The organism is Actinoplanes sp. NPDC048796 (assembly GCF_040650035.1).
GTDB lineage: Bacteria > Actinomycetota > Actinomycetes > Mycobacteriales > Micromonosporaceae > Actinoplanes.
The window spans coordinates 649,047-675,000 of sequence record NZ_JBEZGO010000003.1; the positions used below are offsets into that span (position 1 = coordinate 649,047).

Sequence of the window (25,954 nt, forward strand, 5' to 3'; positions counted from 1 at the left end):
ACGAGGGCGTGCATGATGACCTCGCCGCGATCAGTAAGCACCGCCGAGCTCGGCACGGAGACCACCGCCGGCGCCTGGTTGTCGTTCCTGCCGCTGGTCCCCGATCGGACGCCGACACCGCAGCGTGGTTGTCATCGCCTACCCGCGACCTGATCGGACGTCGCCCTCTGTCCGTGCCGGCTGGAGCGACATCGCGCACCCCCGTCATCCCGGGCGAATCGAAACGTTCACGTCGTGCCCCCGCCGTCCGATCGACGAGTGAGGCCAAACGACGAAGCCAGAGATAAGAGGATCGCATGGGCGGACTACAGACCGGTGGCGGTACCAGTGCCGTGGCGGCGTCGGCGCATGCCGGTTGCGAGCGCTTCCGGTTGACCGATCCGTTCATCATCGGCGAGAACCGCCGGGCTTTGGCCGTCCGTCTCGGTGAACCTGACACGGGCGCGGGTATCCCGCAGGCCCGGTGGATCCGGGCGATGACGTTCGAGAAGCTCGTCCGCGACGATCGTTTCGCCGCGGAGCTGGTCACCACCACCGTCGGGCAGCTCGGGCTGGCGCGCCCGACGGCGGTGCGCCGCAGGGCGTGCCGAGCCGATGCGGCCACGACGGCTACCGAACTGGCCACCGCTCACCGGCAGGCGATGAACGCGGGAGAGGCCACCATGCTGGTCGGGCTCGCCGTGCCATACCTTGACCTCGAACACGTTGCCGACGCCAGCCACATCCTCCCCGACTTCGCGGTCGTCTGCCCCCGCCCCGGCGGCGACCGGATCGACGGATCGTGGCTGATCATGGGGGACGCGAAGGACTACGAACGGGTCCGCTCCCGCATCGACGACAGCCGGATGCTCAAGGGCTTCCTGCAGGTCGCGCTCGGCGCCGAGTCCGCCGCCGCGTGGAGCGCGCTGCCCGACGGCATGCGGGTGCACGACCACGGCACACTCGCTGTTCCCCGCAACGCGTTCCTGCGCCCGCAGGCCGTCGTGGAACGTTTGGACGATCACCGCGCCGAGGTCCGGGCCCGCGCGCAGGAGCGTCTTGCGGCCCGATCCGCCGACGGCGACGGCGACGGCACGCCGAGGCCGACGGATCTCACGGACTACGTCGCCCACCTCGAAGCGACCTTCGACCCCGGCAGTTGTACGACATGCAACCTGTTCACCTACTGCCGCGCCGAGCTGCGGGCCTCCGACACCCCGAGGTCCCTGCTCATCGAGATCGGCGTGAAACCGGCCCAGCGCAACGCGGTCGAGCCGCTGGTCACCGGCACCGCAGCGACCGGCCGGGTACCGCACACCACGCTTGCGCAGGTCACCGCCACCGTCACCGGCATGCCGCAATGGCACCACCGGCCCCGTACCGATCCCTGCGGGCTGCACGGGACCGTGAACCTGGTGCTGGTCAAGTCCGACGGTTCAGCCCTCGGGGTGCACGGCGTCGCGATCCAGACGGTCAGCGCGACCGGGCCCGGAGAATGGACTCGGCTCGCCTTCGTCGACCCGCAGGCCGCCGACACCCGCCGGGCCGTGATGGCCCTGATCGGCCGCGCCATCCGCGAGCACCACGAGGCCGGCGTCGAGCCGGTTCACCTGGTGGTACCGGACCGGGCGACGACCGACCTGCTGGCGAGCGCCGCGGACTCGCTGGCCGGCGTCGAACTGAGCCGCCTGCGCTGGCAGCGCGACCAGGACTGCGGCCGGACCCTGCGCACGTTCGACGACGAGGAAGCGACCCTGCCCGTACCCCTGACCGCCGACGAGCGGCTGGCGGTCAGCTTCCTACTCGAGGAGGACCGCGCCCGCACCATGCGCATGCGGACCCCGCTCGTCGACCTGCACAGCGTGCTGCTCGCGCACGTCGTGCCCGGCGGCCCCGCAGTCGACGCCGGCCGCCTCGACTACCTGATCACCTGGGCCGAGGCCATCGCCCCACTGGATCACCGCAAGGTCTCCGACACCATCGCGGAGCAGATCGAGACGCCCGGCGCACGGCTGTCCAACCGCGCCTCCGACGCCCTCTTCCACGCCTCCCGCCGTGGACCGGAATCGGACTACCGGCGGCTCGTCACCGCCGCCTTGGATTACCGCATCAGCGTCCTGGAACGGGCCCTCACCATCCTCGACGCTCTGCCCGTCTCCCGGCTGCGGGACGTCCATCGGGCGCTGGAGAGCGACGCCCAGCAGGTCTGGCGCCGCCGGCACACTCTGCAAGCCTCCGACCTGGTCCGGTTCTCGCGCATGTATCCGCACTGGCGCAACTCCCAGGTCGACCTGCTCGACGCCGACCGCACCTGCGGCGACCAGCTCACCTGCCTGACCGACCTGTCCTTCGCCCAGGACAAAGCCCGCGACGCAGGGGTACGCCAACTCGCCTTCGCCACGGTCGTCGGCCTGAACCCGATCCGCCTCGACGTGCGGTCACGGCGCCTGGGCCACGAGGTGACCGTCGTGGCGCTGCACCTCAACGACCGCAGTCTCGTCGAGGAAGCCGGAACCACCCTGACCATCCAGAAGGGGTCCTTCAAACTGGGCCGCCTCCCGATGGGGACCCTGACCGAGATCCCGGACGTCGATGGCCTGGTCTGGGCACCGAAGATCGAGCCGGACCTGGCCGTCGGTGACGAGCTGGTCCTGGCCGACGCTGCCTGGTTTAAGACGTTCAAGTCTGGTCACGAGATCGCCGTCAGCCGTCCGGCGCTGGACAAGCAAGCCGCCCCGACGATCGACTGCACGCCTGAGAGCTACCAGACCGACCCGGACGCCCACCGATGGTGCTGCAAGTCCCACGCCGCCGCCGAGGCCGACTGGGCCGACGAGCTCGCCGCCCGCCGCGAACGCGGAGAGCTGAACCCGGCCGTATGGCCGCCCCTGCTCGACGACGAACACTTCGACATCACACCCAGCGGTGACATGCCTGAACCGGAGACGACGACGGCCCCGCACAACCTGACCCGCGACGATCTGGACTGACACCGCGATGACCATCACCTTCACCACGCCCACCGCCGACACCGCCGAGGCGCTGCACCACCAGCGGGCCGCCCACGGCAACAACCAGGCCGCCGCACAGGCGAGCAAGGCACTCACCGACGCACTGGACGCCACCGCCGCATACGACAAGATCCTGCTACGCGCCGCGGCCGGCGCCGGCAAGACCCACGCGCTACGACACATGGTCCAGCAGGCCCTCGACCACCCGTCCTGCTCCCGGGTAGCGGTCACCGCCTTCGCCAACAAACAGGTCATCCCCCTGGCCAGCGACCTCGGCCGAGAACTCGGCGCCGACCGGGTCTGCCTCTTCATCGCCCGCGATCGGTGGGCGGACATCCCACCGGAGATCCACGACAACGTGTCGGTCGCCACCGGCACCGCCGACATCCCCGCCTCCTGCGACGTCATCGTCGGCACCTCTCACAAGCTCGGCGCCTTCGGCGAGACGAAACGCCTGCTGCAGTACCTCGGGCCGGCCGACAACGGCAGCTCGCCCTTCGACGTGCTGTTCGTCGACGAGGCCTGGCAGCTACCCGCACACCGCTACGCCACCGTCGAGAAGCTGGCACCGATCTCCGTCGGCGTCGGCGACGTCGGCCAGCTCCCACCCCTGGAACCCGGCGAGCAGAACCCGTGGCGAGGCGACCCCGGCCACAACCCCTACCGGGCCTGGCCCACCGCATACCCGGCCGGCCCCACCACCCGCATCGTCGACCTCCCGGCGGTCTGGCGGCCCACCGCAACCCAACTGCCGCTCTGGCGCGCCTTCTACACCGACTGGGACCAGCTGCACTGCGTGGCCGCGCCCGGCGACCGCGCCGTACAGCTACCACCCATGACCGGCACCGCCGCCTCGGTCTGGAACGCCGTCGCCGACGGCAACCCCACCCTGCTGGAAATCGAGGGCCTGCCCGAACCCGAGGCCGCCGACATCGACCTGCCCCTTCTCGGCGTCCTCGAACAGCTCCTGGACCCGCTCCTCGATGGCGGCTTCCGCACCGTCACCCGCAGCTACAACGGCCAGGGCGCGCCGGCCAGTGAGGTCGTCGTGGACTCGACCGCCCCCCACGGCGACCCCCTCATCGTCATCCTGGCCACCCGTAACCAGGCCGTGGACGACGCCACCGACCTCGTCGAACGACTGACCGAACGCTACGACCTACCCGAAGGCGTCCTGGTCGCCTCCACCGTCGACTCCTGGCAGGGCCAGACCAACGCGATCACCATCGCCATCCACCCACTCTCCGGCGCCGAACAACTCGACGAGTTCAACTCCGCCTTCGGCCGCCTCGCCGTCACCTGCACCCGCGCCACCCACGGCCTGCTCATGATCGCCCGCCACGGCCTCGACGACCTCCTTGACACGACACCGGCCCGCCCCGGCACACCCCTCGGCGAACCCGGACCACGGTTCCTGCCGCGGCAGACCCACCAGCGCATCCTGTCCGCCTTCGCTAAGGGCCTGCTCACCGTCCCGCCATCGGTGTAGCGAGCACCAGGTGGTGCGGCCGGAACACGATTTCGGTACGGGGTCTGGGCGAACTGGTCGCGGCGGTCGATAAGCAGCCGCGACGCCACCGTGGTGTTCATCGACCTGAACCTGACGCAACTGGCCGTGCGAGTGCGGCCACGGCACGGACTATCAGTGGCGGGAGTGAGAGCTTGGCCCATAGGGGCTGCGGTGGCTGTTGCCGCCTGACCCGGCAGCAGCCACAGGGCCAACCGTCCGGTGGTTCCGCATGGCCGCCATCGCGTCTCACACTGATGAGCCGGGAGGCCACGATGTCAGGGAAGTACCACCCGCTGACCGCGGCCCTGAGTGCGGCGTCCGCACAGGGCCAGCAGGACGTCGAGTTCGATTTCGACGCGATCGCAGACCTGGTCGCGGGCCTGCCACCTTCGGCCGGCCAACGGCAGTGGTGGGCGAACACCGACCACCCGCAGGCCCACGCCTGGAATGCTGCGGGCTACCGCGTGCAGCAGGTCTATCTCGACCGTCGCCGGGTCCGCTTCAGCCGCCTACCAGCGTCCGCCGCCAGCCGACGCGACATCACGTCGCCTCAGGCCCGCCCGGCCGTTGCGGCGGAACCGCCGGCCGTGATTGGGTCGCGGGTCGACGTCCGGGTCCGACTGCGATGGACCGACGCGGGCAGCGTGGCGCTCGACGCCACCGGGAAACCGGCCTTCCCCCGCGTGGCCGCCTCGCACGGCCTCTACCGGCTCACCTTCAGCGGTCCCGTGACCCGGATCTACATCGGTGAGAGCGAGAACCTGCATCGTCGGCTGTCTAATAACTATCGCAACCCCGGGCCCAGCCAGCAGACCAGCCTGCGGATCAACGCCCTGCTGCGCGAACACCTCACTACGGGTGGCACCGTCTCGCTGGCCGTGGCGACGGCCGCCTCCGTGGTGGTCGACGAGCAGGAGCGGGCCCTGGACCTGACGTCCAAGGCGGGCCGGTTGCTGGCCGAGAGCGCCGCCCTCGTTGCGGCCCGGATGGCCGGCGACGCGCAGATCGTGAACCTCGGATGAGCATCCCGGCGGACCCGCAGCGACTCGCGACCCTGCTCGGCGCGCTCGACGACTACCGGCAGGCTCGCCGGGTGCTGCTGACGGCCCTACGCCTGCCGGCGTCGAACCGCGACCCGCTCGCCGAGCTCAGTGAGCATCTGGTCCAAGCCCTGCTCGGCGGCGAGCTCGCCGCCAGCCGCGTGCAGGCGCACTGGGACCTCACCCTGCCCGACCATGCCAGGGTGCAGGTCAAGTACCTGGCCAAGCCTGACGGCAGCTGGGTGAACGAGCACGTCGTGCGCGCCCACCCTGATGTGGCCTTCTACGCGCTGGTGCTGTTCGAGGCGTTCAGCGTGACCGGTGTGCTGATCCTGCCCACCGCGCACTGGCCGCGGTCCATCTCGAGCTGGGCAAACGGCACCTGCGTGGCGACGCCGAGCTGCAGCTGACCCATCGCAACTGGCAGACGATGCGTGATGAGCCCGCGCGGTTCCGAGCGCTCGGGGTGCGGATCCGGCTCCCGTAGGCCGCCTGTAGCCCGGATTGCCGCTTATGGTGCGTCGCCGTCAGTGCCCTAGCTAGGTAGACCGTCTCGCGTCCAGCTCCGGGAGCATGACGGAAGGGTTACAGCAGAAGACTCCGCCTGAAGAGAGGTAAGCCAGGCATCAGGGGAACTCGACTTGGGTGACATGGGCGAATGCTCGACATGCATAGGTCCCTCGGAGGATGAGTTCTAAGATGGAAGCGCTAGAATTCCGGCAACACTACGTGAGAATATGACGGAACAAATGTGGGGGATATCGAGTGAAGCTCGACGAGGTTGCTGAAGAGACTGCCGTTATTGAAGACGAAATCGCCAAGTCGGGCCGCGTAGTTGATTACATTAGTGGCCGCGAGTTGGCGGCAACGCCGGAAGAAATGGAGGCAGTGCAGCCTTTCGCAAAGCAGCTCGTCGAAGATTATGGCTATCCAAAAGAGCTTATTCGCACTCGCCCTCAGTGGCATGTGAAGGCGTCGCCGTCAGACCGGGCGAAAAAATATCCAGTTGATATCGCAGTATTCAGCTCCACGTCGCATACGGATGAAAACCTGCGAATTGTAGTCGAGTGCAAGAAGAAGCGTCGGAAAGACGGCAGGGATCAGCTAGAAGACTATATGCGCCTCTCTCATGCCGAACTGGGGGTTTGGTTCAACGGCACTGAACGACTGTTTCTTCGTAAGATTGAGACGGCCACAGGGCTCGTTTTCCAAGAGATCCCCAATATCCCTCGCCATGGCGAAAGGATCGAAGATGTTGGCCTTTACAAGCGGAACTCGCTTAGGCCAACTCACAATCTAAGGGCAACATTCAGGGCAGCTCGAAACTTCCTTGCCGCCAACGCGGTCGGCATGACTAGAGACGAGGCTCTGGCGCAGCAGATCATCAACCTAATTTTTTGTAAGATTTATGACGAGCGATTTACCGCTCCGGATCAGACGGTAAGACTGCGTGCGGGTCTGGATGAGAAAGCGTCTCTTGTGGCCGAGAGGGCGCGGGCGCTTTTCGCCGAAGTGACTCAGCAGTATGATGATGTATTCGATTCAAGCGACAGCTTGATCCTTGATGATGCGTCAATTGCATACGTGGTGGGGGAACTTCAGCCGTATGCCTTGATCGAATGCGATCGCGATGTCGTTGCCGACGCCTTCGAAACTTTTATTGGCCCGTCATTGAAGGGTGGGCAAGGCCAATTCTTCACACCGAGAAACGTGGTGCGACTCACAACCGCAATGGTTCGGCCAACAATGAAAGACCGCGTTGTCGACCCAGCTTGCGGTTCCGGCGGCTTCCTGGTGGAGGTTTTGCGCTCGCTCTGGGAGCAGGTGGAAACACGCGGACAGGAACTTCGGTGGCCCACGCGGGAGATCGATAGTGAAAAGCAAAAGGTCGCTATCAAGTCTATTCGTGGCGTGGATAAGGACGCCTTCCTGTCGAAAGTCGCCAAGGCATATATGGCGGTATTGGGAGATGGTCGAGGGGGTGTCTTTTGCGAGAACTCTCTTGCACCGGATACCTGGCACGCGCGGGCGTCGGACGAGATAAGAGACGGAAGCTTTGATGTCGTCGTCACCAACCCTCCGTTCGGTAAGAAGCTCAAAGTCCAAGAGGCATCGACTCTTGCGAAGTTCGATCTCGGACATCGGTGGATCCGTGATCGCTCGACGGAAGAGTTTGTTCGATCACAAAATCTAACCGATGGCCAAGCGCCTCAAATTCTATTCATCGAGCGGTGCCTAGATTTACTTCAACCGGGCGGCCGGATGGGTATCGTGATTCCGGAATCGATGCTTTGTAACCCTTCGCACAAGTTTATCGTGTCGTATATTCTCAGTCGCGCGAGAATTCGTGCGGTAGTCAGTATGCCTGAAGAGCTGTTCCAACCGTATACGCACGCAAAAACGGCCGTTGCGCTGATTGAAAAATTCGGTCACGACACCAAGGTTGATGATGCGCATCCCGTTTTTATGGCGGTTGCTCGTTGGTGTGGCCACGACTCTCGCGGACACCAGATTCCCCACGACGATTTGCCAGTAATTACGGAGCGACTCGAGAAGTTTCTAGATGGCGAGAAGCTGGAGTTTGATCACCTCGGATTCACGGTCCAATCCAGTGAAATCACGGATATGGTTTATTTGCCGAAGTATTACAACCCTGAACTTCGTGATCGTCTGAAGGAACTGTCCAGTACTCACGACCTCCTTCGGCTCGGCGATCTCGCGGACAACGGAATCATCTCCGTGGTCACTGGGCATGAGGTCGGCAAGCTTGCTTATGGAACGGGACCTATTCCCTTTATTCGAACTTCGGATATCGCAAACTGGGAGATTAAGGGCGACCCCAAGCATGGCGTATCTGGAGAAATCTATACAGCTTATGCTGACAGGCAGAATGTAGAGGTAGACGACATCTTGATGGTTCGGGATGGTACGTACCTCGTAGGTACCTGCGCTATCGTAAGCGAGCTCGACGCGAAGATCCTATTCCAGAGTCATATCTTGAAATTCAAATCGCTTGACCGCGAGCAACTCGACCCACGGCTACTACTTGCGTTACTTTCAGCCCCCATCGTAAAAGAGCAAATCTGGTCGAAGCGCTTCACGCAGGACATCATTGATACGCTTGGCGCTCGATGGCGCGAGTTGATTCTTCCCGTCCCCCGTTCCACACATGACCGAAACCTCGTTATCGAGGCGGTTCGGGAAGCGGTGGAGCATCGGGTGGAGGCTCGTTTAACTGCGCGAAAGGCGATCATGCTCGTTGCACCCCATGGTTCCTTGGACCCTGAGGTTGACTATGACTTCTTAGTAATTGGAAGGTCGTAGTCGCGCGCACGCTACGTGAGGGGAGAAGCTATGCGGTCGGAGGGCCTCGCCGACCGCCTAGCTTTGCCGAGAGTGTTCCCCAGCGCGCTGCCGGAATCCGGCATGATGTTGTCACTTGTAGCCTCGGTGCGATGATCGAACGACGCAATACCCGACGTCAGTTGGGCGGACGCTACACAAGGCGACGACTTTGTGAGGGTGCTCATCGGCGGCCTGAATTTCGATACCTGTTCCAGTACGGAAGCGGCTAAATACGCCGCTCAGGCTGCATGGCGAGGTGACTAGTGACCAGACAAGCTAAAGCTCCTAACACGATCGGCTGAATCGATGTTGATCAGCATTTCGAGGTGAAGATCAGTCTCGTTCGCTCGCCGTGAGCAAGGCGTAGGTCGTCGATGACGAGTTGTGGAAGCTGATTAAGCCGGTGCTGCCGCAGTCGCCGGCAAAGGCGCCGGGGCCGCGGCCAGTGCCGGACCGGCTGTGCCTGCAGGGCATCCTGTTCGTGCTGCATACCGGGATCGGTTGGGAAGACCTTCCACAAGAATTCGGGTTCGGCTCCGGGATGACCTGCTGGCGGCGGCTGCAACGCTGGACCGAGGCCGGCGTCTTCGACCAGGTCCACCAGATACTGCTGGACAAGCTGAACGCGGCGAACCGGATCGACTGGTCACGTGCGGCAATGGACGCGAGTCACATCGACGCGAAAAGGGGGTGCCGGGACAAGGCTCGTCGCCGGTCAACCGCGGCAAACCCGGCTCGAAGCATCACCTGATCTGCGACGGCAACGGCACCCCGATCTACGTGCTGACCAGCGGCGCGAACGTGCCTGAAATCAAACGAGCCCTCGATCTGCTCGACGGCTACCCGCCGATCGCCGGGCGGCCGGGCCGGCCCCGGCCCTGGCGCCGCTTCGCCGCCCTGCTGGCCGACAATGCCTACAGCAGTGCGGCGTTCCGGCAGGCCTGCCGCGAGCGCGGCACCGAACCGCTCATCCCCAAGCCCAAGACCACCGGGATCAAGGGCCTCGGCAAACTGCGCTACGTCGTCGAGCAGACCTTCGCCTTGCTGCACCAGTTCCGCCGACTGGCCGTGCGCTGGGAACGCCGGCTCGACATCCACGACGGCTTCGTCAGCCTCGCCTGCGTCCTGATCTGCAGGCGCCGACTGATCAACTGGACCCGCTAAGAGATCGTGTTAGGAGCTTTAAACGACCTCATCTGGAGTGATAGTTACTTCCCCGAGCTGAAAGTACCGGCCGATCAATTCAACGAGCTTCGTTCTGGCTTCCCTTAGCGTCATATCACCTTGGATTAGATTACTACGGTGCGTTCGCCAACTGATATTTTCCGCAGTGTGCTTCGGTGTCGCCGTGGGATCGTCGTGGCCGATATGGAAGTTGGAACTGCCGTGCCTTGGCTGTAGTGCCTCAGCTTGGAAATGAAGATAGTCAAGCCGTTCTAATGTGAGGGCGTCACGGTAGTGGCCAGGGGTCGGTATGCGATCGATATATTTGGCGACTGCATCGCGAGTCGTGTCATCCAGATGAGGAGCGTTTACAAACTCACACATCATTCCGAGGAGGCGAAGTTCGATCAACTTGCACTCCAGTTCGGTGCCGAACTGAGGGTCTTGAGGAGCTAACGTCCACCGATTTTGACGGTTGCTCTGAAACTCTCCGGTTTGTCTTCTCCCGGACTTCTGTGCCCGCGTACTGATGCCGTTAATAATCTTGTTTGGAACGCCGATGGTCCGAAGTCCAGCTCGAACGATCTTAAGATCGGATTTCACTTCTTCGAGCGTCACCAAACCCCCACAGGTGGAACCGTAGAAACCGTGCTTCCGATGCAAACCTACTTACCAACACGTCCTCAGCCGCGCTGGAGCTGGCTAAAGAGGAAGGCCAGTCCCCGCTTCGGGCGAAGGAACCTAGTCTGCTGTCGTGGCCGTAGAGGCGCAACCTACGGATTAGATGCTTTCCTTCACGGTCGCTGTCGGTAACGGACTTCGGCGGCGGCTCGGGCTGATGGTCGCGACCGTTTCGAGGATAGTGATCCGCGGGTGATCGCATGTTGCTACGGCGGGTGTCACGACGCAGTAGCCTCGGTGGCAGGGGCGTTGGCGCTTCGCCCTGACCGGCACTGATTGAAGCGGGCCTACGCTGTGTGACGGCGGTGCGTGGTGATCCGGTGGTGATCGGATGTCGGCGACCGTTTCAGCACGGGCGCGACCGTTTCAGCACGTTCGAGTGGCGGCTGTCGATCAGCGGCGCGCTAAATCATGCACTTGGCCCGGACCTGCGGAAACGTAGAGTCCCTCTGAGCTGCTGATATGTCTTCGGAAGCGGCTTCGAGCCCGAGAGTTTCAGCGTGTACCCGTGACCACTAGGCGTCTGACTACGGATCAGAAGGTTAGGGGCTCGAGTCCTTTCGGGCGCACAAAACATCAAGGCTGTGACCTGGGGAAACAAGGTTCACGGCCTTTTTCTTCCCAAACATTGACCGACTTTCCCATATTGTGGAAGCAGAGTGATCGGTGGGTGGTTCACCACCCCGGCGGCGATCCATCTGACAGTCGAGAACGGTCAGATCGTCCGGCTGAACCTCTACGAGGACACGCTGATCGTCGACAAGGCCTTCAACGCCGGCTGAGTGACGCAGGCTCACGTGCCCGGGCTTCGGGCACATGAGCCGCCATCCTCCGGGCTGAGAAAGCCCACAGTCATTGCCGGGCGATGTCGGTCGGGACGACGTTGAGAATCTCCTCGTTGCCGCATTGGGGGAAGGCGCCAGCGTTCCCGGCCACCGAACAGCCAACGGGTCGCGTTGCGCATTCCCGCGGTCGACCATCATTGAGATCATGAACCGAAGGATTCTGCTCATCCTGGTGGCTGTGCTGGGCGCCATCCCGATAGTCACTGGGGTGACCGCGGTCGTAGGAGGCTTGAGCTTCAGCCCCGACGACACGAGTGGCACTGCTTACTTCGACAGCGAATACCGTTTTCTGGGAGTGTGGTGGACAGCGGCGGGTGTGCTGCTCTGGTGGTCGTTGCGCGCGCCACGGCGGCGGGCCGCCGTGACCCGGGCACTGCTCGGCGTCATGGTGCTCGGTGGCGTGGCCCGGTTGCTGGGCGTCATTCTGACCGGGCTGCCGCCGGTGCCGTTCCGCGTGTCGATGGCCGTCGAGCTGTTGGTGATCCCCGTGCTGCTGGTCTGGCATCGCCGCGCGTACCCGATGGTTCGGCCTCAGATCACCTAGCCTCCGATTTGAACCGCAGGCCCGTCCGCATCGGGCTGCATCCGCGGCCGCCGGAGATCGACCATGGCGAACTTCGGCGGCAGCCTCAAGGCAGGTCGGCGATGCTCTCCGGCCGAGGAGAACGGGTGGTAACTCGGCCATGGTGTCGCGAGCCTCCCCCGGGTACGTCAGCCTCACCAACCTCCGCCCGGCGTTTGGATGACCGGCACGCCGCGGACGGACGTCACCGGCGCCGGTCGAAGTGGTCCCGGTGGGCCTCGATCCACGCGGCGAGGGAGGTCGCCGGGTGGCCTGTGATGCGCTGTACGTCGTCGGTGCGGGCGTCGACGTGGTCAAGCCGCAGGCGCACCACGCGGGCGAACTGCTGTCGCAGGCCCTCGGCCATCCAGGCGTCAGCGCCGCCCAGCCGTACGGCCGCGGCGAAGACCCGGCTCGGCAGGGGCACGTAGCGCACCGGGCGGCCGAGAACGCTGGAGAAGGTCGCAGCGACCTGGGCCGAGGTGAGCAGGTCGGGTCCGGTGATCAGCGAGGTCTGCCCGGTGTGCCGGCCGGCTCGCAGGACGGTCGAGGCCACCCGGGCCACGTCCTGCGTGTCGGTCCAGGCGATGGCGCCCGAGCCGGTGGTCTGGGGATAGAAGCCACGTGTGATGGCGGCGGCGGACTGTGCCAGGTTGTCCATGTACGCCGACGGGCGCAGGATCGTCCACTCCAGCCCGGACAGTTTGACGTACTGCTCGGTGTGCCAGTTGGCCTGCGCCCAGGGGATGGGTGACGTCGCCGTCGCGTCCGACGCTGAGATCTGCACGATGGCTCTGACGCCTGCCCGCTGGGCCGCCCGGACGACGTTGGCGCCGTGCGGTGCCTGCGACGGGCGGGCCGCGGCGAGCAGCATCACCTGGTCGGCGCCGTCGAACGCTCGGGTCAGCGCGTCGACGTCGTCGAGGTCGGCCCGCGCCGCGTCGATGCCCTGCTGGGCGAACCGGTCGACCTGGTCCTGGCGGCGGGCGACGGCCCGTACCTCGGCGCCGGCCTCCCGCAGGAGCCGGAGGGTCTTGCCGCCGACGGTTCCGGTCGCGCCGGTGATCATGATCGTCACTGTTGTGCTCCTGGTGTCCGTGCGGGCCGCGGACCGGCCCGCGTTCGTCTTCCAGATACCGCTCGCAAGGATATCGAAACCGCTGGGTACCGGAACTGGTCGGTATCGTTTGTCACAATGGCGGGCACATCACGACAGGGAGAGCGCATGGCCGCGAACAACACCAGTGACCCGGACACCGAGCGCCGGCGGCCGGGCCGCAAGCGCGATCACGACCGCGACGAGGCGATCCTGGAAGTCGCGCTGGACGTCCTGGCCGAGGTCGGCTACGCGGGCATGACGATGAACGCGGTCGCGGCGCGGGCCCGGGCCGGCAAGGCGACCTTCTACCGGCGCTGGCCGTCGAAGTCCGAGCTGGTCCTCGAGGCAGTGGCCCAGCTCCAGCGGCGGCAAGGCAGCCTCGTGCCGGCCGACACCGGCAGCCTGCGTGGCGACCTTCTGGCGTTGTTCCGCCCGACCTCGCCCTCTGACGCCGAGCGCCAGTTCGCGGTCATGGCGGGTCTGGCCTCCATACTCAGCCAGGATCTCGGGCTGGCCGACGCGGCCAACAACGCGATCGTCGAGCCCTGGACCGAGGCAAACCGCGTACTGCTGCGCCGGGCCATCGGCCGGGGCGAGATCGACCCGGCCGCCGACGTCGATACGCTGGCCGCGATCCTGCCTTCCATGGCGGCCTATCGGGCCATGATCCAGCGCAAACCGTTCGACCGAGAGTTCCTGGCCGCAGTCATCGACGGCGTGCTGCTCCCAGCGGTACGCCGCTGACGGACCCGGCGAACTCCCTTCGCCACCAGGCGGCGAAGCAGGGCTCGCCGGTCGCCGGGCCTATGCTCCCGGCCGCGTCGGCGAATCGCAGGGCCGCCCCCTGACAGCAGGGTGCCACGAAGTCTGCACCGTCCATTCACCTGTCCAGCTGGCGGTGCAGCCACGCCGCGCGGGCAGCGATCGCGTCCCTGGAGACCGCGGCCAGCGGAGACCGGCGTAACTGTCCTCGACGGGACCCGGGTGGGGAGTTTCCGGCGCGAGCCGGTACTCGACCGAGACCACCGCCATGCCCAGCGGTTCAGCCAAGTCCAGCACCTCTGGAAGGCCGAACCGGTTGTTGCCGACGATCATCCCGCCGCCGTGGATGAAGTAGATGGCCGGCACCGGCGTGCGCGCATGTCGTGGGAGGCAGGCGAGTAGCGCGACGTCCGGGTCCCCGTCCGGACCGGGCACGGTCCTCTCGCGTACGAGGTAAGCGCCGTCGCGCGACAGGACGTCGTCGGTCGGGGTGGGTACACCGGGGACGGCTCGGCGCATCTCGACGATGGTGTCCGGGCGGTACGCGTCAGGAGGTCGGATGCTGGTCAGCACGTCCAGGACAGGGCGAGTTCGGGATCGAAGGGAGGCGGCGGTCCAACCGGCTGGACGGCGGCCGGTGCGGTGACGTGAGTGGTCATGGGGTTCCTCGTCGTTGGTGACTTATCGGGTGTTTCTTCGGGTGGTCCGGGCGGGGCGGCCACGATCTTCTTGAGGCCGCCCCGCCGTTGGCTCATACGGTCGGGACCGTGCCGCCGTCGATGACGTACTCGGCGCCCACGATGGCCGAGGCGCGGTCCGACACCAGGAACCCGACCAGGTCGGCGATCTCCTCGGGCTGGGCGAATCGCCCCAGGGGAACCCCGCCGAGGGAGTCGTAGATCGTTTGCTTGGCGGCTTCGCGGGTGAGCCCGTTGCCCTCGGCGATCCGGTCCACGAACCGCTCGTACGCCTCGGTCTCGATGCCGCCGGGGCTGATCGCGTTGACCCGCACGCCGCGGGGTGCGAGCTCGTTGGCGATGCCCTTGCTGTACGTACGCAGCGCCGCCTTGGCTGACGCGTACGCCAGCGACGCGTCGTACTGCGGTAGTTCCCGCTGGATAGAGGTGAAGTGCAGCACCACACCCGACCCGGCCCCGGCCATCGCCGGCAGGAGGGCTCGGTCGAGCCGCACCGCACCCAGGAAGTTCAGGTTCAGTTCGGTCAGCCACTGCTCTTCGGTGATGACCGCGAACCCGCCGGACGGCGTCGAGGCGCCCCCGACGACGTGCACGAGGATGTCGAGCGCGCCGACGGCCTCGGCGATGCGCGCCGCCACGAGCTGCGCACCCTCGACGGTCGATGTGTCTGCCTCGATGAACCGGTCGGGGCGGTCGTACCCGTCGGGCATCGTGCGGGCCGCGGTCCACACGTCGGCGCCCATCTCCCGCAGGCGGGTGACGACGGCCTTGCCCGAACCCTTCGACCCGCCCGTAACGAGCGCGTGGCGGCCGTCGAGGCGGTCACGTTCTTTGCTGGTCATTCTTCCTCTTCCTTCTGACGGATGGGTGGTGTGCGGTCGGGCTCAGGCCTCGTGGTTGGCGATGACGAGCTCGGCCACGAGGTTGCCGCGCAGGGTGAAGCGGTAGTCCAGGTCGGCGACGCCGCCGGGGAAGGTGCCCTCGAGGCGCAGGGTCACCACCCAGTGGTCGTCGTCGACGCGGCGGGCGCCGATCTGCTCGGTGGTGTACTCGAACTCGGCGCCGGCGTCGCGCAGGAAGGCGTGAACCTCGTCGCGGCCCCGGAAGGTCTTGTTCTGGTCGACGATCACGACGTCTTCGACGAGGAACGACGAGGCCGTGTCGGCGTCGTGCACGGTGCTGGCCGCGAGGAAGTCGCGGACCGTGGTCGGGAGGATGTCGGAGCGAAGGTCGTTGTTTGTCATGTCGTCACCGTGCGGCCTCGCCGGGCCGGAGGGTCAAGTGCTGGATCCTCTCCCTGGGGGAGGGTCCAGACTGAGGGGGTGCTGACAATCGGGGAGTTTTCGCGTTTGACCCACCTGAGCGTGCGAACCCTGCGCCGTTACCACGAGGGGGAGCTGCTCGAGCCGGCCGTCGTGGACGGGGCGACCGGCTACCGCTACTACTCCGTCGAGCAGATACCGACCGCGCAGGTCATCAACCGGCTCCGCGAGCTCGACGTCCCCTTGAGCGACGTGCAGCGGATCCTGCGGACGCCGGACCCCGGCGTCCGGTCCACCCTGGTCGCGGATCACCTGCGGCGCTTGGAGGCCGAGCTCTCTCGCACCCGGGCCGCGGTCACCTCGCTGCGCCGCCTCCTGCAGCCCGACCCCGCGCCGATCGAGGTCGAGCTGCGCGCCGAACCCGCCCGCGAGGTCGCGGCGATTGAGGCCGTGATCGGCCACGCCGACGTCGAAGCGTGGTTCGCCGGCGCGATGGCCGAGCTGGAAGCGGCCGTGGGCGCAGGCGTGACCGGACCGCCTGGGGGCGCTTACGACAACTCCCTGTTCGAGGAGGGCCGCGGTCGGGTGCTCGTCTATCTGCCGACCTCTACCCCGCCGCGAACGGGACGGGTGCACGCCGTGACCCTGCCCGCCGCGGAACTGGCGGTGACCACCCACGTCGGCGAGCACGACGGCGTGGACGTCACCTACGGCGAGCTCGGTGCGTGGGTCGTGGAGAATGCGATGTCGGTGGCTGGGCCCGTGCGGGAGGTTTACCGCGTCGGGCCTCGGGATGTGAGCGATCCGGCCGCCTGGCGTACGGAGATCGGGTGGCCGGTGTTCCGCGTGACATGAAGACTTGTAGACCAAGCGACACCCCGGGCCGGCCCAGTCGAGCAACACGACCGGGCCGGCCACGCGGCGGTCGGCTCTCGCCAGCTGCTATGGCAGCGGCGCCGGGTCATTCGACGAGGACCCGGCACGTGGCCTTCGACCCTCTTTCGCGAACGAGGATCCGGGTTTCGAGACGCCGCCGAGCGCCATGCCCGGGAAAAGATCCGGGACGGCCTGGGTCCCCGTCCTGGATCTCCTCCGTGCGGGCGCGCTCACCGTTGCAGCGCGGGCTCCTCGTCGTCGGCTGGCGAGGGCCGCCCCGTCGGCGGCGTCGCCGCGGGCCGGGACAGGTGGTTCGGCCACCAGATCCGCCGGCCGATCAGCAGGGTCAGGGCGGGCACCAGGATCGATCGCACGAGCAGGGCGTCGAGCAGCACGCCGAAGGCGACCAGGAAGCCGACCTCGACCAGCATCACCAGCGGAAGTGAGACGAGCACCGCGAACGTGGCGGCTAGGACCAGGCCCGCCGAGGTGATGACGCCACCGGTGGCGGAGAGGGCTTTGAGCATGCCGTCTCTGGTGCCGAGACGTACGGTCTCCTCTCGGGCTCGGCTGGCCAGGAAGATGTTGTAGTCGACGCCGAGCGCCACCAGGAACAGGAATGCCAGCAGCGGCACCGAATAGTCGATGCCCTTGAACCCGAGGATGGTCTCGAAGACGAACACGCTGCCGCCGAAGGCCGCGGCGAACGAGACGATCACGGTCGCCATCAGGACCAGCGGGGCCACGATCGCGCGCAGCAGCAGCCCGAGGACGATCAGGACGACGGTGAGCACCAGTGGGATCACCAGCTTCTCGTCGCGGCTGGTGGTGACTTCGGTGTCGAGGTTCTCCGCGCTCGGCCCGCCGACGATGGCCTCCGCCCCGTCGACCGCGTGCACGGCGGCGCGTACCCGCTTGATGGTGTCGTACTCGGCGGGGGTGTCCGGAGCGTCGGTCGGGTACACGGAGATGTCGGTCCAGCCTTGGACGGTCTGGCCGGGTTCGGCCTGCGTCACGCCGGGAGTGCGCTTGACGACGTCGAGAATCCGCTTCTGGTACGCCGGTCGCGTGTAGACGGTCATCGGCTGGCCGCCGAGTTCCGGGAAGTTCTGGCGCAGAACGGTGAAGCCGGTGACCGACTCCGGCGGGGACAGGAACTGGTCCTGCTCCCGCAGGGCGCCGGTGTTGCCGGTCAGCCCGATGCAGAGCACGGCGAGGATGCCGAACGAGCCGAGCGTCGCCAGCCACCGGCGACGGTTGATGGCGGTGCCGAGCCGTCCCCACAGCCCGGGCTTCTCCCGCATGGCCGTGTTGAACCGCGGGATGGCCGGCCAGAAGATCCGGCGGCCGAGCACCACGAGCACCGCCGGGAACAGGGTCAGCATGGCCACCAGCGCGCACAGGATGCCGGCAGCACCGATCGGGCCGAGCCCGCTGATGCTGTTCAGGTCCGCGGCGAGCAGGCAGAGCAGGCCCGCGATCACGGTGGCCGCGGACGCGATGATGGCTGGCGCGGCACCGCGCAATGCGTGAATCATTGCGACTCGGACGTTCTGGTGGTGGTGCAGTGCCTCGCGATATCGGGCGATGAGCAGCAGCGCGTAGTCCGTGCCGACGCCGAACACCAGGATCGTCAGCAGCGCCGAGTTCTGGTTGTCGACCACGATGCCGAAGCCCTTGACGAGCAGGTAGACGGTCGCCATCGAGGTCAGCGCGGCCACGCCCACGGCTACCAGCGGGACGAACCACAACACCGGGCTGCGGTAGGTGAGGATCAGCAGGATCGTGACGACGATGACGGTGGTGAGGAAGACCTGCAGGTCGATGCCGTCGAAGACGGCGTCCAGGTCGCCGTCGATCGCGGCCGGGCCGGTGACCTCGAGTTCCAGGCCGGTGGGCCGGTCCTTCGCGGCGTCACGCAACGGGCCGACGAGCTCCTCCGGTGGGCCGTAGGTCGTGCTCAGGTCGAGGGTGAACATCATCGCCTGGCCGTTGGTGGACGGCCTGATCGCGGGACCGTCGTCATCCTCCTCGCCGGACGTCGCCGTCTTCGGCGGGTACCGCTTGGCCAGGGTGTCGTAGTGGCGCTCGACCGTGGCGCGGTCGGCGTAGGTCAAGCCGCCGGCGCGGTGGTACACGAAGACGAACGTGTTGTCCTCCGCGCCCGGAAGACTCTCCTCCAGCATCGCCACCTCGGTGGACTCGGCGCTGGCGGGCAGGGCGTCCACGGCTTTGTCGGTGGTGACCGAGCTCAACTTCCCGCTCAACGGCACCATGACCGCCGCCAGGGCTATCCACAAGCCGATTACCAACCACGGCACCCACCGGCTGGCCAGCCGACCGGGCGGCGTTTCCTTGGCCGGCGCTACGTTGACTGTCATCGATCCTCCTGATCGGGCGTCACATTGCTTGTCCGAGGCCGACTTCGTACCGAGTGAATCTGAGACGATCATTAATGTGGTGCTCAGGCGGCAACGATAAGCGGCCCGATAGCATTAACGTTCGTCTCAGATTCACCAGGTAGGAAGTCGGCATCAGACAAGCGAGGTAACCGCCGACAGGAGACTGGTGATGACAGTGAATGCAGTGCCGTCAGGGTGGACACGGCTGACATGAAACCCATGGGACGCCGCAGCTTATTGGCCGCCGCCGCGGCACTCGGCATCGGCGCCGGAGTGTCCACGCATGCCATTGTCTCGGCAGCGGACGACAACAAGAATCCGGACCAGGCTCCGGACCAGAACGCGGACAAGACCGCGGAGATTTACCAGCGAGACCGGGACCTGCCCTTCATCGGCGCGGAGGAGACATTTTCGACTCCCACGTTGTTGAAGCTGAACTCCATCAACGAGGACCACATAGCCTTCCTCGAGGAGATCGGTCTTGCGGATCTGGGCCGACGTCGCATCGGTGATATGGACGCGGGAGGACTCGACGTTCAAATCCTCTCTGCTCATACACCGTCCGTACAAAATGTGCCGGGACGAAGGGGCATCGACCTTGCCTATCGTCTCAACCGGCAACTGGTGGACGGGCCGATCGCCAAGTATCCGGGCCGCTTCAAGGCTTTCGCCACCTTGCCCTTGCAGAGCCCGGAGGCGGCGGCGGACGAACTGGAACGCTCGGTTCGGGAAGATGGCTTCTTGGGCGCGCTGACCAACGGGCACATCACGAAGAAGTATCTCGACCATCCCGATTTCGAGCCTGTGCTGGCACGTGCCGTTGCGCTCGATGTTCCGATCTATCTGCATCCCGGCTATCCGGCTGACGAGATCTTCAAGATTCTCTACAGCACCACCCGGTCGCAATACACGAAAGAGTTCCAGCCCTACATTTTCAGCGGGTCCGGATATGGCTGGCACCAGGAGGTGCTGACCCAGTGCATTCGGATGATCACGTACGGGGTCTTCGACAGATTCCCCAAACTGAAGATCATCATCGGCCACATGGGCGAAGGTCTACCCTTCTACCACGAGCGGATCGTGAATGACATGGGCGAGCCGACCGAAAACTCGCTGAAGAAGCCCTTCGGGCAATACTTCCAGGACAACTTCTGGGTCACCACCAGCGCATTCCCCCAGACCGAACTGCTCCATCTCCTGCTGAAGTTCATCAGCGTGGATCGAGTGCTGTTCGCAACCGACTACCCGTTCGCCGACATAAAAGCGCAGACCGACTGGTTCCGCGGAGTCGATCTGCCACGCGAGGACAAGGAGAAGATCGCGTTCCGAAACGCAGAGAAACTGTTCAGAACGAAAGTGCCCGTGAAGTGACACGCCGACGCCGGCAGCAGCGCCCCGGAACCGCCGCTTGGTGATGCTGTCGGCCAGCCGGTTGCGCGGCGTCTTTAATACTGGCCTCAGGTTGATTGGGGAGGATGAACGTCCAGGTCGTCGGTTGGAGGGTGGGGCCGGAGTGCGGATCATGATCGCGGACGACGAGGCGGCGATCCGTGAGTCGCTGGAGCGGGTGCTCCAGGTCGAGGGGTATGACACCAGCACGGTCGCCAACGGTCTCGCCGTGCTCGACCGGGTCGAGGGCATGGGAGGTGACACGTTGGATCTGTTGATCCTGGACGTGATGATGCCCCGGCTCGGCGGGTTGGAGACCTGTCGGCGGTTGCGGGCGGCGGGCCGGGATTTTCCGGTGCTGATGCTGACCGCCCGGGATCAGGTCTCCGACCGGGTCGCGGGCCTGGACGCGGGCGCCGACGACTACCTGCCCAAGCCGTTCGCCACCGAGGAGTTGCTGGCCCGCGTGCGGGCCCTGCTGCGTCGGCGCGCGCCGGCCGGCGAGGAGTCGCCGGTCCTGTCGTTCGCCGACGTGCGGATCGATCCCGACCGGTTCGAGGCGTGGCGTGGCGGGCGGCCGCTGCGCCTGACCCGGACCGAGTTCTCCCTTCTGGAGGTGCTCGTGCGCAACGCGACCCGAGTGTTGACCCGCGACGCGCTGTTCGAGGCGATCTGGGGCTTCGACATGAGCACCACCGCCAACAACCTTCAGGTGTACGTGAGCTACCTGCGCCGCAAGATGGAGGCCGAGGGTGAGCCGCGATTGATCTACACGCTGCGTGGGCTGGGGTACACGTTGCGGGCGACTCCTCCGTGAGCAGGTCCCGGGGCCGGGAGCCGCGCCGGCTGGCCCGGTGGTGGCGCGGGCGGTCCCTGCGGACCAGGATGACGGTGATCGCGGCGGCCGCCATCGCGGTCAGCGTGTTCGTGTCCTTCCAGGTGGCCAGCGAGCTGATGGACCGCAAGCTGCTGGACACCGCCGAGGATCAGCTGCACGCCGACTCCCGCGTCCTGGCAACCAACGCGGAGCGCGCCGGTCTGGCGGAAGTCCAGCTGCCGCCGTACCCGGGATCCGGTCGGCTGGTGCGGATCATCCTGCCCGACGGCTCGACCCGGACGCCGGCCGGCCAACCCGAGCTGCCCCCGGTCAGCGAGCACGCCGGGCGCGTCGCGGAGGGGGCGTCGACCGACCTGCTGGAGTCGACCGACTGGAACGACGGCTACCGCGTCTACACGCTGCGGGCCGGCGACGGCGCGGTCCAGGTGGCCGACCTCGCCGACGACACCCCGATCAACCAGTTCGGGTTCGGCATGCTGTTGATCGGGCTGCTCTGCGTGGCCGGCGGAGCCCTGGTGGGGCGGACCGTGGCGCGGGCCGCACTGGCACCGATCGACCGGCTGACCGCCGCCGCGGTACGTGTCGCGCAAACCCGGGATCTCGACGCCGACATCCCGGACGAGGGCGGTGGGGAGATCCGGCAGCTGATCCAGTCGATCAACGACATGCTCGCCGCGCTCCGGGAATCCCGCCAGGCTCAGCGGCTGCTCGCCGAGGACGCCTCCCACGAGCTCAAGACCCCGCTCACCAGCCTGCGCCTCAACGCCGAGCTGCTGATCCGGCTCGATCGGCGCGGCACCCTGGACAGCGCGCTGCCGGCGGAGAGCCGGACCCGGCTGCTCAACGATCTCGGCGCCCAAGTGGCCGAATTGAGCACCCTTGCCGCCGAGCTGACCGAGGTGGCGCGCGGTGATGTCAGCGACGAGAGCACCGAGCTGATCGACCTCGCCGACGTGGTGGTGGCCGCCGCGACCCGGGCGCGTTCGCGCATGCCCGACATCGAGATCGCGCTCGACGTGAGCTCCGTGTGGGTGAGCGGGCGTCCCGCCGCGCTGCAGCGGGCCGTACTCAACCTCATCGACAACGCCGGCAAGTGGTCCCCCGCGGACCAGCCGATCCAGGTCCGGCTCAGTGCCGCCGGCGGGTCGGCGGTGCTCGATGTCGACGACGCCGGACCAGGCATCGACGCCGCCGACGCGCCGCGGGTGTTCGACCGGTTCTACCGTGCCGACAGCGCCCGGGCGTTACCGGGATCCGGTCTCGGGCTGTCGATCGTGCAGCGGGTCGTCGACGCACACGGCGGCCGGGTCACCGTCGCCCGCTCCACCCGAGGTGGCGCGCTGCTTCGGGTGGGCCTTCCGGCCGCGTCCCCGCCCACCGCGAGCGTGTGATTCACCGTGGAAAGGACACCTGCGGCGGATGTGGCCGCCGGCCCGTCACAGTCCATTGCGGAGTGCGGTGAAGAGCCTCTGAAGGCGAGCGCGATGGTCTTCGGCCGTCGCGGGCTGCCCCGCGATGCAGCGTCGCGCGTTTTCGGTCAGCACCGTGGCGTAGCCGGCCACGAAGAATGCGGCGAACAGGTCGCTGTCGCCTGAGAAGCGTGGATCACGGTCGAGCTCCTCGGCCAAAGCCTGCTGAAGTTCAGCGGCGAGTTCCCGGGCTCGCGCGATGAGGGCTGCGGAAGCGGCCACTGTACGGAAGAACGGGGCGGATCTGTCATCCAGGCCGGACAGGCCGTGCCGGTTGTCGGCAAGCTCGGAAGTCAGGTCGTGCAGCGACGTCAGTACGTCGATGCCGGCTGGCCGCTCGCGAACGGCGGATCGCAGCAGCCGCACGGCATCGTCGACCCGATCGAGGAGCAGATCTTCCTTGCGAGGGAAGTGCTTGAACACGGTCACGCTGGACACGCCCGCTTCGCTCGCCACATCGGCGACCGTGACGTCATCGAATCCCCGGTCCAGGAACAGCCGAGTCGCGACCTCGGAGATTCGAGCGCGCGTCAACGGGCCGCCCCGTGCGTCCGTGCGTGCCATGCGGCTCCCTCCGTGCTTCAGCCGATCCTAGCCATGTTGTGTCACTAAGTTTAGTCAGTTAATCTAGGGCGTCCGCAACCGACCCCGAGGAGATCTGGAATGCCTGACGTCCTGCACCGCCCACCCTTCGACGCCGAGCTGGGAGCTGTCCTGGCCGGGTTGCAGCAGAGGGGCCCCTTCACCCTGACGACCGAGATGCTGCCGCGGATGCGGCAACTGGAGATCACGGAGGACGAGCTCGACGAGCGTCTGCGCAGCCGGGGTCTGGAACGCCGCACCGTGACCGTTCCCGGCCACCAGGGCGACCCCATCAAGCTTGCGATCATCCAGCGCGCGGGGCGCACGGGCACGGCGCCATGCTTCTACACCGTGCACGGCGGGGGCATGATGTTCGGCCACTACCTGGGCAACCTCGACTCGTACGACGACTGGCTGCTGACCCACGACGTGGTTCTGGTGAGCGTCGACTACCGCCTCGCACCGGAGCACCCCGACCCCTACCCGGTCGAGGACTGCTATGCCGGGCTGGTGTGGACCGCGGCGCACGCGGACAGCCTCGGCATTGATTCGGCCCGCATCGTGCTGGCCGGCCAGAGCGCCGGCGGCGGCCTCGCCGCCGGAACCGCCCTGCTGGCCCGGGACCGTCGAGGCCCACGCCTGTTCGGGCAGATCCTCATCTCCCCGATGCTCGACGACGGCGACTCCACCGTCTCGACCCGGCAGATCGATGGAGTCGGCGTCGCCGATCGCGCCCTGACCAGGTTCGGGTGGAACGCCTACCTCGGCGACCGGCGTGGCGGGGACGACGTCACCATCTACGCGGCACCGGCACGGGCGGCTGACCTCACGGGCCTTCCCCCGGCCTACATCGACTGCGGCAGTGCCGAGGTGTTCCGGGACGAGACGGTGGCCTATGCCAGCCGACTCTGGGAAGCCGGCGTCGACGCCGAACTCCACGTCTGGCCGGGCGCCTTCCACGGCTTCACCAGCATGGCGCCGCAAGCGGCACTCTCACGGACCGCCATCGCAGCCCTGGCGAATTGGACCAGCCGGCTCCTCGCCGCGTGAAGATTGACGCGAGCACCAGCCGCCGCGCCTGCGATCGGCTGGACCCTACTTGTGGCCGGTCTTGGGGTTCTCGGTCTGCGCGGCGTACCCCTTCTCGGCCTTGGCGACGGCCTCAGCAGTGAGGTTGATGCCGCCGGCGACCTTGATCATCTGTTCTTTGGTCAGGCCGGTGCCGGCGTCGAACTGAACGGTGAGGTAGACGTGGGGCGACTGAACCACGAAGATCTGCGTCGCCTCCACTGTGGCCCCCTCGTCCGGAGTGCCCTCGTCGGTGTGGATGTACCGCAGTGCGGCCGGCCTGCCGTTGATCGTCAGTTTTTCGTCACCGTCGGGTTCGACCGTGAAGTCCTTGTTCTGCAGATAGACCGCGATCTTGCCGGTGTACACCGCCGGATCGGACAGGTAGGGCTTGGCCGGGTCGGGCGACTTGGCCTGCTCCGGCGCGATGACCAGCTCGTACTCGTTCTGACCCTGGATGAAGAACCCCTGCGGCACCGTGTCGATGGTGAACAGGCGGGGCTGCGCTCCGGTGTAACTCACGAGCTCGACACGGGCGGTCACGCCGTTCGCGCTCTGCACCGCGGCGGGCTGGTTGCCGGTGTTGCCGCCGATCAGCCCGGGCCCGAGCGACAGCGCCGCCGCGACGGCCGCGACACTGAACGCCGACCCGGCGGCTACCCGGACGGCCCGGTTGCGCCGGACGGCGCGGCGTCCGCGAGCCAGGTCGTCCTCGATGACGCCGGCCGGCGTCTCGTCGGCGGGACCGGCCAGGTGCTGCAAACGGCTGTGAAGATCCATCATCGGATGAGTTCCTGTTCCTGGGATCGGGCGTTGGGGGCAGGCGGGTTACGTGGTGCCGCGGGCTGGTCCAGCGCCACCCGCAGCTTGTCGAGAGCTCGGGCGGTCTGGCTCTTGACCGTTCCGGTCGAGCAGCCCAGGGCCGCCGCTGTTTCGGCGACGTCCAGCTCGTGGAAAAAGCGCAGAATGACCGCGGCGCGCATCCGCCGCGGCAACTGACTCAGCGCGTGGGACAGCTCCGGATCCAGGTCGGCCGGTGCCGGCGGCGCCTCGGCGCGGTCCGGCAGCCGGTCGGACGGACGCTCGAATCGCCACCACGATCGGCGGCGTTCCCTGAGGAATGCGTTGACCAGCACCCGGCGCAGGTAGCCGTCCGGGTTGTCCGCCCGCCGGAACGCCGCCCAGGAGACGTAGAGCTTGGTCAGCGCCGTCTGCACGAGATCTTCCGCCAGGTGCTGATCGCCGGCCGTCAGCAGTCGCGCGGTCTGCAGCAGCCACTTGCGCCGATCGGCCACCAATTCGTGGAACTGCTCGTCGCGCTCGGACCTGTCCGAGCCGCTGTCCTGTTTCACACCCACCCTGACCCCTCGGC

General features: G+C 66.6%; 23 protein-coding genes. 14 read left to right on the forward strand and 9 right to left on the reverse strand.

What is annotated here, in order from left to right; all coding sequences use genetic code 11:
* Positions 1-296 precede the first annotated feature (296 nt).
* From AB0C26_RS16700 to AB0C26_RS16725, 6 genes are all read left to right on the forward strand, one after another.
* Positions 297-2,969, forward strand: a complete 2,673-nt coding sequence (locus AB0C26_RS16700; protein ID WP_360247589.1) for a hypothetical protein — start codon at positions 297-299, stop codon at positions 2,967-2,969.
* Positions 2,970-2,976: 7 nt separating this feature from the next.
* A complete protein-coding gene (locus tag AB0C26_RS16705; protein WP_360247591.1) occupies positions 2,977-4,479 on the forward strand; it encodes an AAA family ATPase in 1,503 nt (500 codons plus the stop codon).
* A 293-nt stretch (positions 4,480-4,772) separates the two neighbouring features.
* Complete coding sequence (locus AB0C26_RS16710; RefSeq protein ID WP_360247593.1) at positions 4,773-5,522, forward strand: hypothetical protein; 750 nt, start codon at positions 4,773-4,775, stop codon at positions 5,520-5,522.
* Complete coding sequence (locus tag AB0C26_RS16715; protein WP_360247594.1) at positions 5,519-5,950, forward strand: hypothetical protein; 432 nt, start codon at positions 5,519-5,521, stop codon at positions 5,948-5,950. The genes AB0C26_RS16710 and AB0C26_RS16715 overlap by 4 nt, the downstream gene beginning before the upstream one ends.
* A gap of 355 nt (positions 5,951-6,305) precedes the next feature.
* On the forward strand, positions 6,306-8,864 hold the full coding sequence (locus AB0C26_RS16720) for an N-6 DNA methylase (RefSeq protein WP_360247596.1): 2,559 nt from the start codon (positions 6,306-6,308) through the stop codon (positions 8,862-8,864).
* 403 nt (positions 8,865-9,267) lie between these two features.
* Positions 9,268-10,049, forward strand: a protein-coding gene (locus AB0C26_RS16725) for an IS5 family transposase (RefSeq protein ID WP_360247598.1) whose coding sequence is annotated in 2 segments (ribosomal slippage) — positions 9,268-9,561 and positions 9,564-10,049 — 780 coding nt in all. Because the reading frame shifts where the segments join, the coding sequence is not laid out codon by codon here.
* Between the two features lie 18 nt (positions 10,050-10,067).
* Here the strand turns inward: AB0C26_RS16725 and AB0C26_RS16730 are convergent.
* Entirely contained in the window at positions 10,068-10,667 is a 600-nt protein-coding gene (locus AB0C26_RS16730) for a hypothetical protein (protein WP_360247600.1), read from the reverse strand.
* A gap of 722 nt (positions 10,668-11,389) precedes the next feature.
* On the opposite strand from AB0C26_RS16730, the gene AB0C26_RS16735 reads away from it, so the two are divergent.
* Both AB0C26_RS16735 and AB0C26_RS16740 read left to right on the forward strand, forming a co-directional pair.
* Entirely contained in the window at positions 11,390-11,512 is a 123-nt protein-coding gene (locus tag AB0C26_RS16735; protein ID WP_360247602.1) for a hypothetical protein, read from the forward strand.
* Between the two features lie 208 nt (positions 11,513-11,720).
* Positions 11,721-12,119, forward strand: coding sequence for a DUF4345 domain-containing protein (locus AB0C26_RS16740; protein ID WP_360247604.1), 399 nt, complete (start codon positions 11,721-11,723; stop codon positions 12,117-12,119).
* A 223-nt stretch (positions 12,120-12,342) separates the two neighbouring features.
* On the opposite strand, the gene AB0C26_RS16745 is transcribed toward AB0C26_RS16740, so the two are convergent.
* Entirely contained in the window at positions 12,343-13,206 is an 864-nt protein-coding gene (locus tag AB0C26_RS16745) for an SDR family oxidoreductase (protein ID WP_360248289.1), read from the reverse strand.
* Between the two features lie 156 nt (positions 13,207-13,362).
* Here AB0C26_RS16745 and AB0C26_RS16750 point away from each other — a divergent pair, with 156 nt between their 5' ends.
* Entirely contained in the window at positions 13,363-13,980 is a 618-nt protein-coding gene (locus AB0C26_RS16750; protein ID WP_360247606.1) for a TetR/AcrR family transcriptional regulator, read from the forward strand.
* Between the two features lie 60 nt (positions 13,981-14,040).
* On the opposite strand, the gene AB0C26_RS16755 is transcribed toward AB0C26_RS16750, so the two are convergent.
* The 3 genes from AB0C26_RS16755 to AB0C26_RS16765 form a co-directional block, all read right to left on the reverse strand.
* Complete coding sequence (locus AB0C26_RS16755) at positions 14,041-14,571, reverse strand: alpha/beta hydrolase (protein ID WP_360247608.1); 531 nt, start codon at positions 14,569-14,571, stop codon at positions 14,041-14,043.
* Positions 14,572-14,749: 178 nt separating this feature from the next.
* Positions 14,750-15,538: an SDR family oxidoreductase gene (locus tag AB0C26_RS16760; RefSeq protein WP_360247610.1), complete on the reverse strand. Its 789-nt coding sequence runs from the start codon at positions 15,536-15,538 to the stop codon at positions 14,750-14,752.
* 42 nt (positions 15,539-15,580) lie between these two features.
* Complete coding sequence (locus tag AB0C26_RS16765) at positions 15,581-15,940, reverse strand: nuclear transport factor 2 family protein (protein WP_360247612.1); 360 nt, start codon at positions 15,938-15,940, stop codon at positions 15,581-15,583.
* A gap of 78 nt (positions 15,941-16,018) precedes the next feature.
* On the opposite strand from AB0C26_RS16765, the gene AB0C26_RS16770 reads away from it, so the two are divergent.
* Positions 16,019-16,813, forward strand: a complete 795-nt coding sequence (locus tag AB0C26_RS16770) for a MerR family transcriptional regulator (protein WP_360247614.1) — start codon at positions 16,019-16,021, stop codon at positions 16,811-16,813.
* A gap of 251 nt (positions 16,814-17,064) precedes the next feature.
* Here the strand turns inward: AB0C26_RS16770 and AB0C26_RS16775 are convergent, their stop codons facing one another.
* Positions 17,065-19,215, reverse strand: a complete 2,151-nt coding sequence (locus AB0C26_RS16775) for an MMPL family transporter (protein ID WP_360247616.1) — start codon at positions 19,213-19,215, stop codon at positions 17,065-17,067.
* 216 nt (positions 19,216-19,431) lie between these two features.
* Here AB0C26_RS16775 and AB0C26_RS16780 point away from each other — a divergent pair, with 216 nt between their 5' ends.
* The 3 genes from AB0C26_RS16780 (at position 19,432) to AB0C26_RS16790 (ending at position 22,854) form a co-directional block, all read left to right on the forward strand.
* Positions 19,432-20,607, forward strand: a complete 1,176-nt coding sequence (locus AB0C26_RS16780; protein ID WP_360247618.1) for an amidohydrolase family protein — start codon at positions 19,432-19,434, stop codon at positions 20,605-20,607.
* A 151-nt stretch (positions 20,608-20,758) separates the two neighbouring features.
* Positions 20,759-21,442: a response regulator transcription factor gene (locus tag AB0C26_RS16785; protein ID WP_360248291.1), complete on the forward strand. Its 684-nt coding sequence runs from the start codon at positions 20,759-20,761 to the stop codon at positions 21,440-21,442.
* Positions 21,439-22,854 carry a HAMP domain-containing sensor histidine kinase gene (locus tag AB0C26_RS16790; RefSeq protein WP_360247620.1) on the forward strand — a complete coding sequence of 472 codons (1,416 nt, stop codon included), beginning with the start codon at positions 21,439-21,441 and terminating at the stop codon, positions 22,852-22,854. Before AB0C26_RS16785 ends, AB0C26_RS16790 begins: the two co-directional genes overlap by 4 nt.
* 45 nt (positions 22,855-22,899) lie before the next feature.
* Here AB0C26_RS16790 and AB0C26_RS16795 read toward each other — a convergent pair whose 3' ends face one another.
* Complete coding sequence (locus tag AB0C26_RS16795) at positions 22,900-23,496, reverse strand: TetR/AcrR family transcriptional regulator (RefSeq protein ID WP_360247622.1); 597 nt, start codon at positions 23,494-23,496, stop codon at positions 22,900-22,902.
* Between the two features lie 99 nt (positions 23,497-23,595).
* Here AB0C26_RS16795 and AB0C26_RS16800 point away from each other — a divergent pair, with 99 nt between their 5' ends.
* Positions 23,596-24,564 (forward strand): alpha/beta hydrolase, encoded by a 969-nt coding sequence (locus AB0C26_RS16800; protein WP_360247624.1) that lies wholly within the window; start codon positions 23,596-23,598, stop codon positions 24,562-24,564.
* A gap of 45 nt (positions 24,565-24,609) precedes the next feature.
* Here AB0C26_RS16800 and AB0C26_RS16805 read toward each other — a convergent pair whose 3' ends face one another.
* Together AB0C26_RS16805 and AB0C26_RS16810 are read right to left on the reverse strand one after the other, a co-directional pair.
* On the reverse strand, positions 24,610-25,365 hold the full coding sequence (locus AB0C26_RS16805) for a hypothetical protein (protein ID WP_360247626.1): 756 nt from the start codon (positions 25,363-25,365) through the stop codon (positions 24,610-24,612).
* Entirely contained in the window at positions 25,362-25,940 is a 579-nt protein-coding gene (locus AB0C26_RS16810; RefSeq protein WP_360247628.1) for a SigE family RNA polymerase sigma factor, read from the reverse strand. The genes AB0C26_RS16805 and AB0C26_RS16810 overlap by 4 nt, the downstream gene beginning before the upstream one ends.
* Between the last annotated feature and the right edge of the window lie 14 nt (positions 25,941-25,954).

Excerpts from the sequence above, each read along its gene's own strand:
- AB0C26_RS16800 (WP_360247624.1), top strand. The coding sequence starts at position 23,596 with ATGCCTGACGTCCTGCACCGCCCACCCTTCGACGCCGAGCTGGGAGCT.
- AB0C26_RS16785 (WP_360248291.1), top strand. The coding sequence starts at position 20,759 with ATGATCGCGGACGACGAGGCGGCGATCCGTGAGTCGCTGGAGCGGGTG.
- AB0C26_RS16710 (WP_360247593.1), top strand. The coding sequence starts at position 4,773 with ATGTCAGGGAAGTACCACCCGCTGACCGCGGCCCTGAGTGCGGCGTCC.
- AB0C26_RS16715 (WP_360247594.1), top strand. The coding sequence starts at position 5,519 with ATGAGCATCCCGGCGGACCCGCAGCGACTCGCGACCCTGCTCGGCGCG.
- AB0C26_RS16795 (WP_360247622.1), bottom strand. The coding sequence starts at position 23,496 with ATGGCACGCACGGACGCACGGGGCGGCCCGTTGACGCGCGCTCGAATC.
- AB0C26_RS16750 (WP_360247606.1), top strand. The coding sequence starts at position 13,363 with ATGGCCGCGAACAACACCAGTGACCCGGACACCGAGCGCCGGCGGCCG.
- AB0C26_RS16775 (WP_360247616.1), bottom strand. The coding sequence starts at position 19,215 with ATGACAGTCAACGTAGCGCCGGCCAAGGAAACGCCGCCCGGTCGGCTG.
- AB0C26_RS16805 (WP_360247626.1), bottom strand. The coding sequence starts at position 25,365 with ATGATGGATCTTCACAGCCGTTTGCAGCACCTGGCCGGTCCCGCCGAC.
- AB0C26_RS16700 (WP_360247589.1), top strand. The coding sequence starts at position 297 with ATGGGCGGACTACAGACCGGTGGCGGTACCAGTGCCGTGGCGGCGTCG.
- AB0C26_RS16765 (WP_360247612.1), bottom strand. The coding sequence starts at position 15,940 with ATGACAAACAACGACCTTCGCTCCGACATCCTCCCGACCACGGTCCGC.
- AB0C26_RS16745 (WP_360248289.1), bottom strand. The coding sequence starts at position 13,206 with ATGATCACCGGCGCGACCGGAACCGTCGGCGGCAAGACCCTCCGGCTC.
- AB0C26_RS16760 (WP_360247610.1), bottom strand. The coding sequence starts at position 15,538 with ATGACCAGCAAAGAACGTGACCGCCTCGACGGCCGCCACGCGCTCGTT.
- AB0C26_RS16740 (WP_360247604.1), top strand. The coding sequence starts at position 11,721 with ATGAACCGAAGGATTCTGCTCATCCTGGTGGCTGTGCTGGGCGCCATC.
- AB0C26_RS16705 (WP_360247591.1), top strand. The coding sequence starts at position 2,977 with ATGACCATCACCTTCACCACGCCCACCGCCGACACCGCCGAGGCGCTG.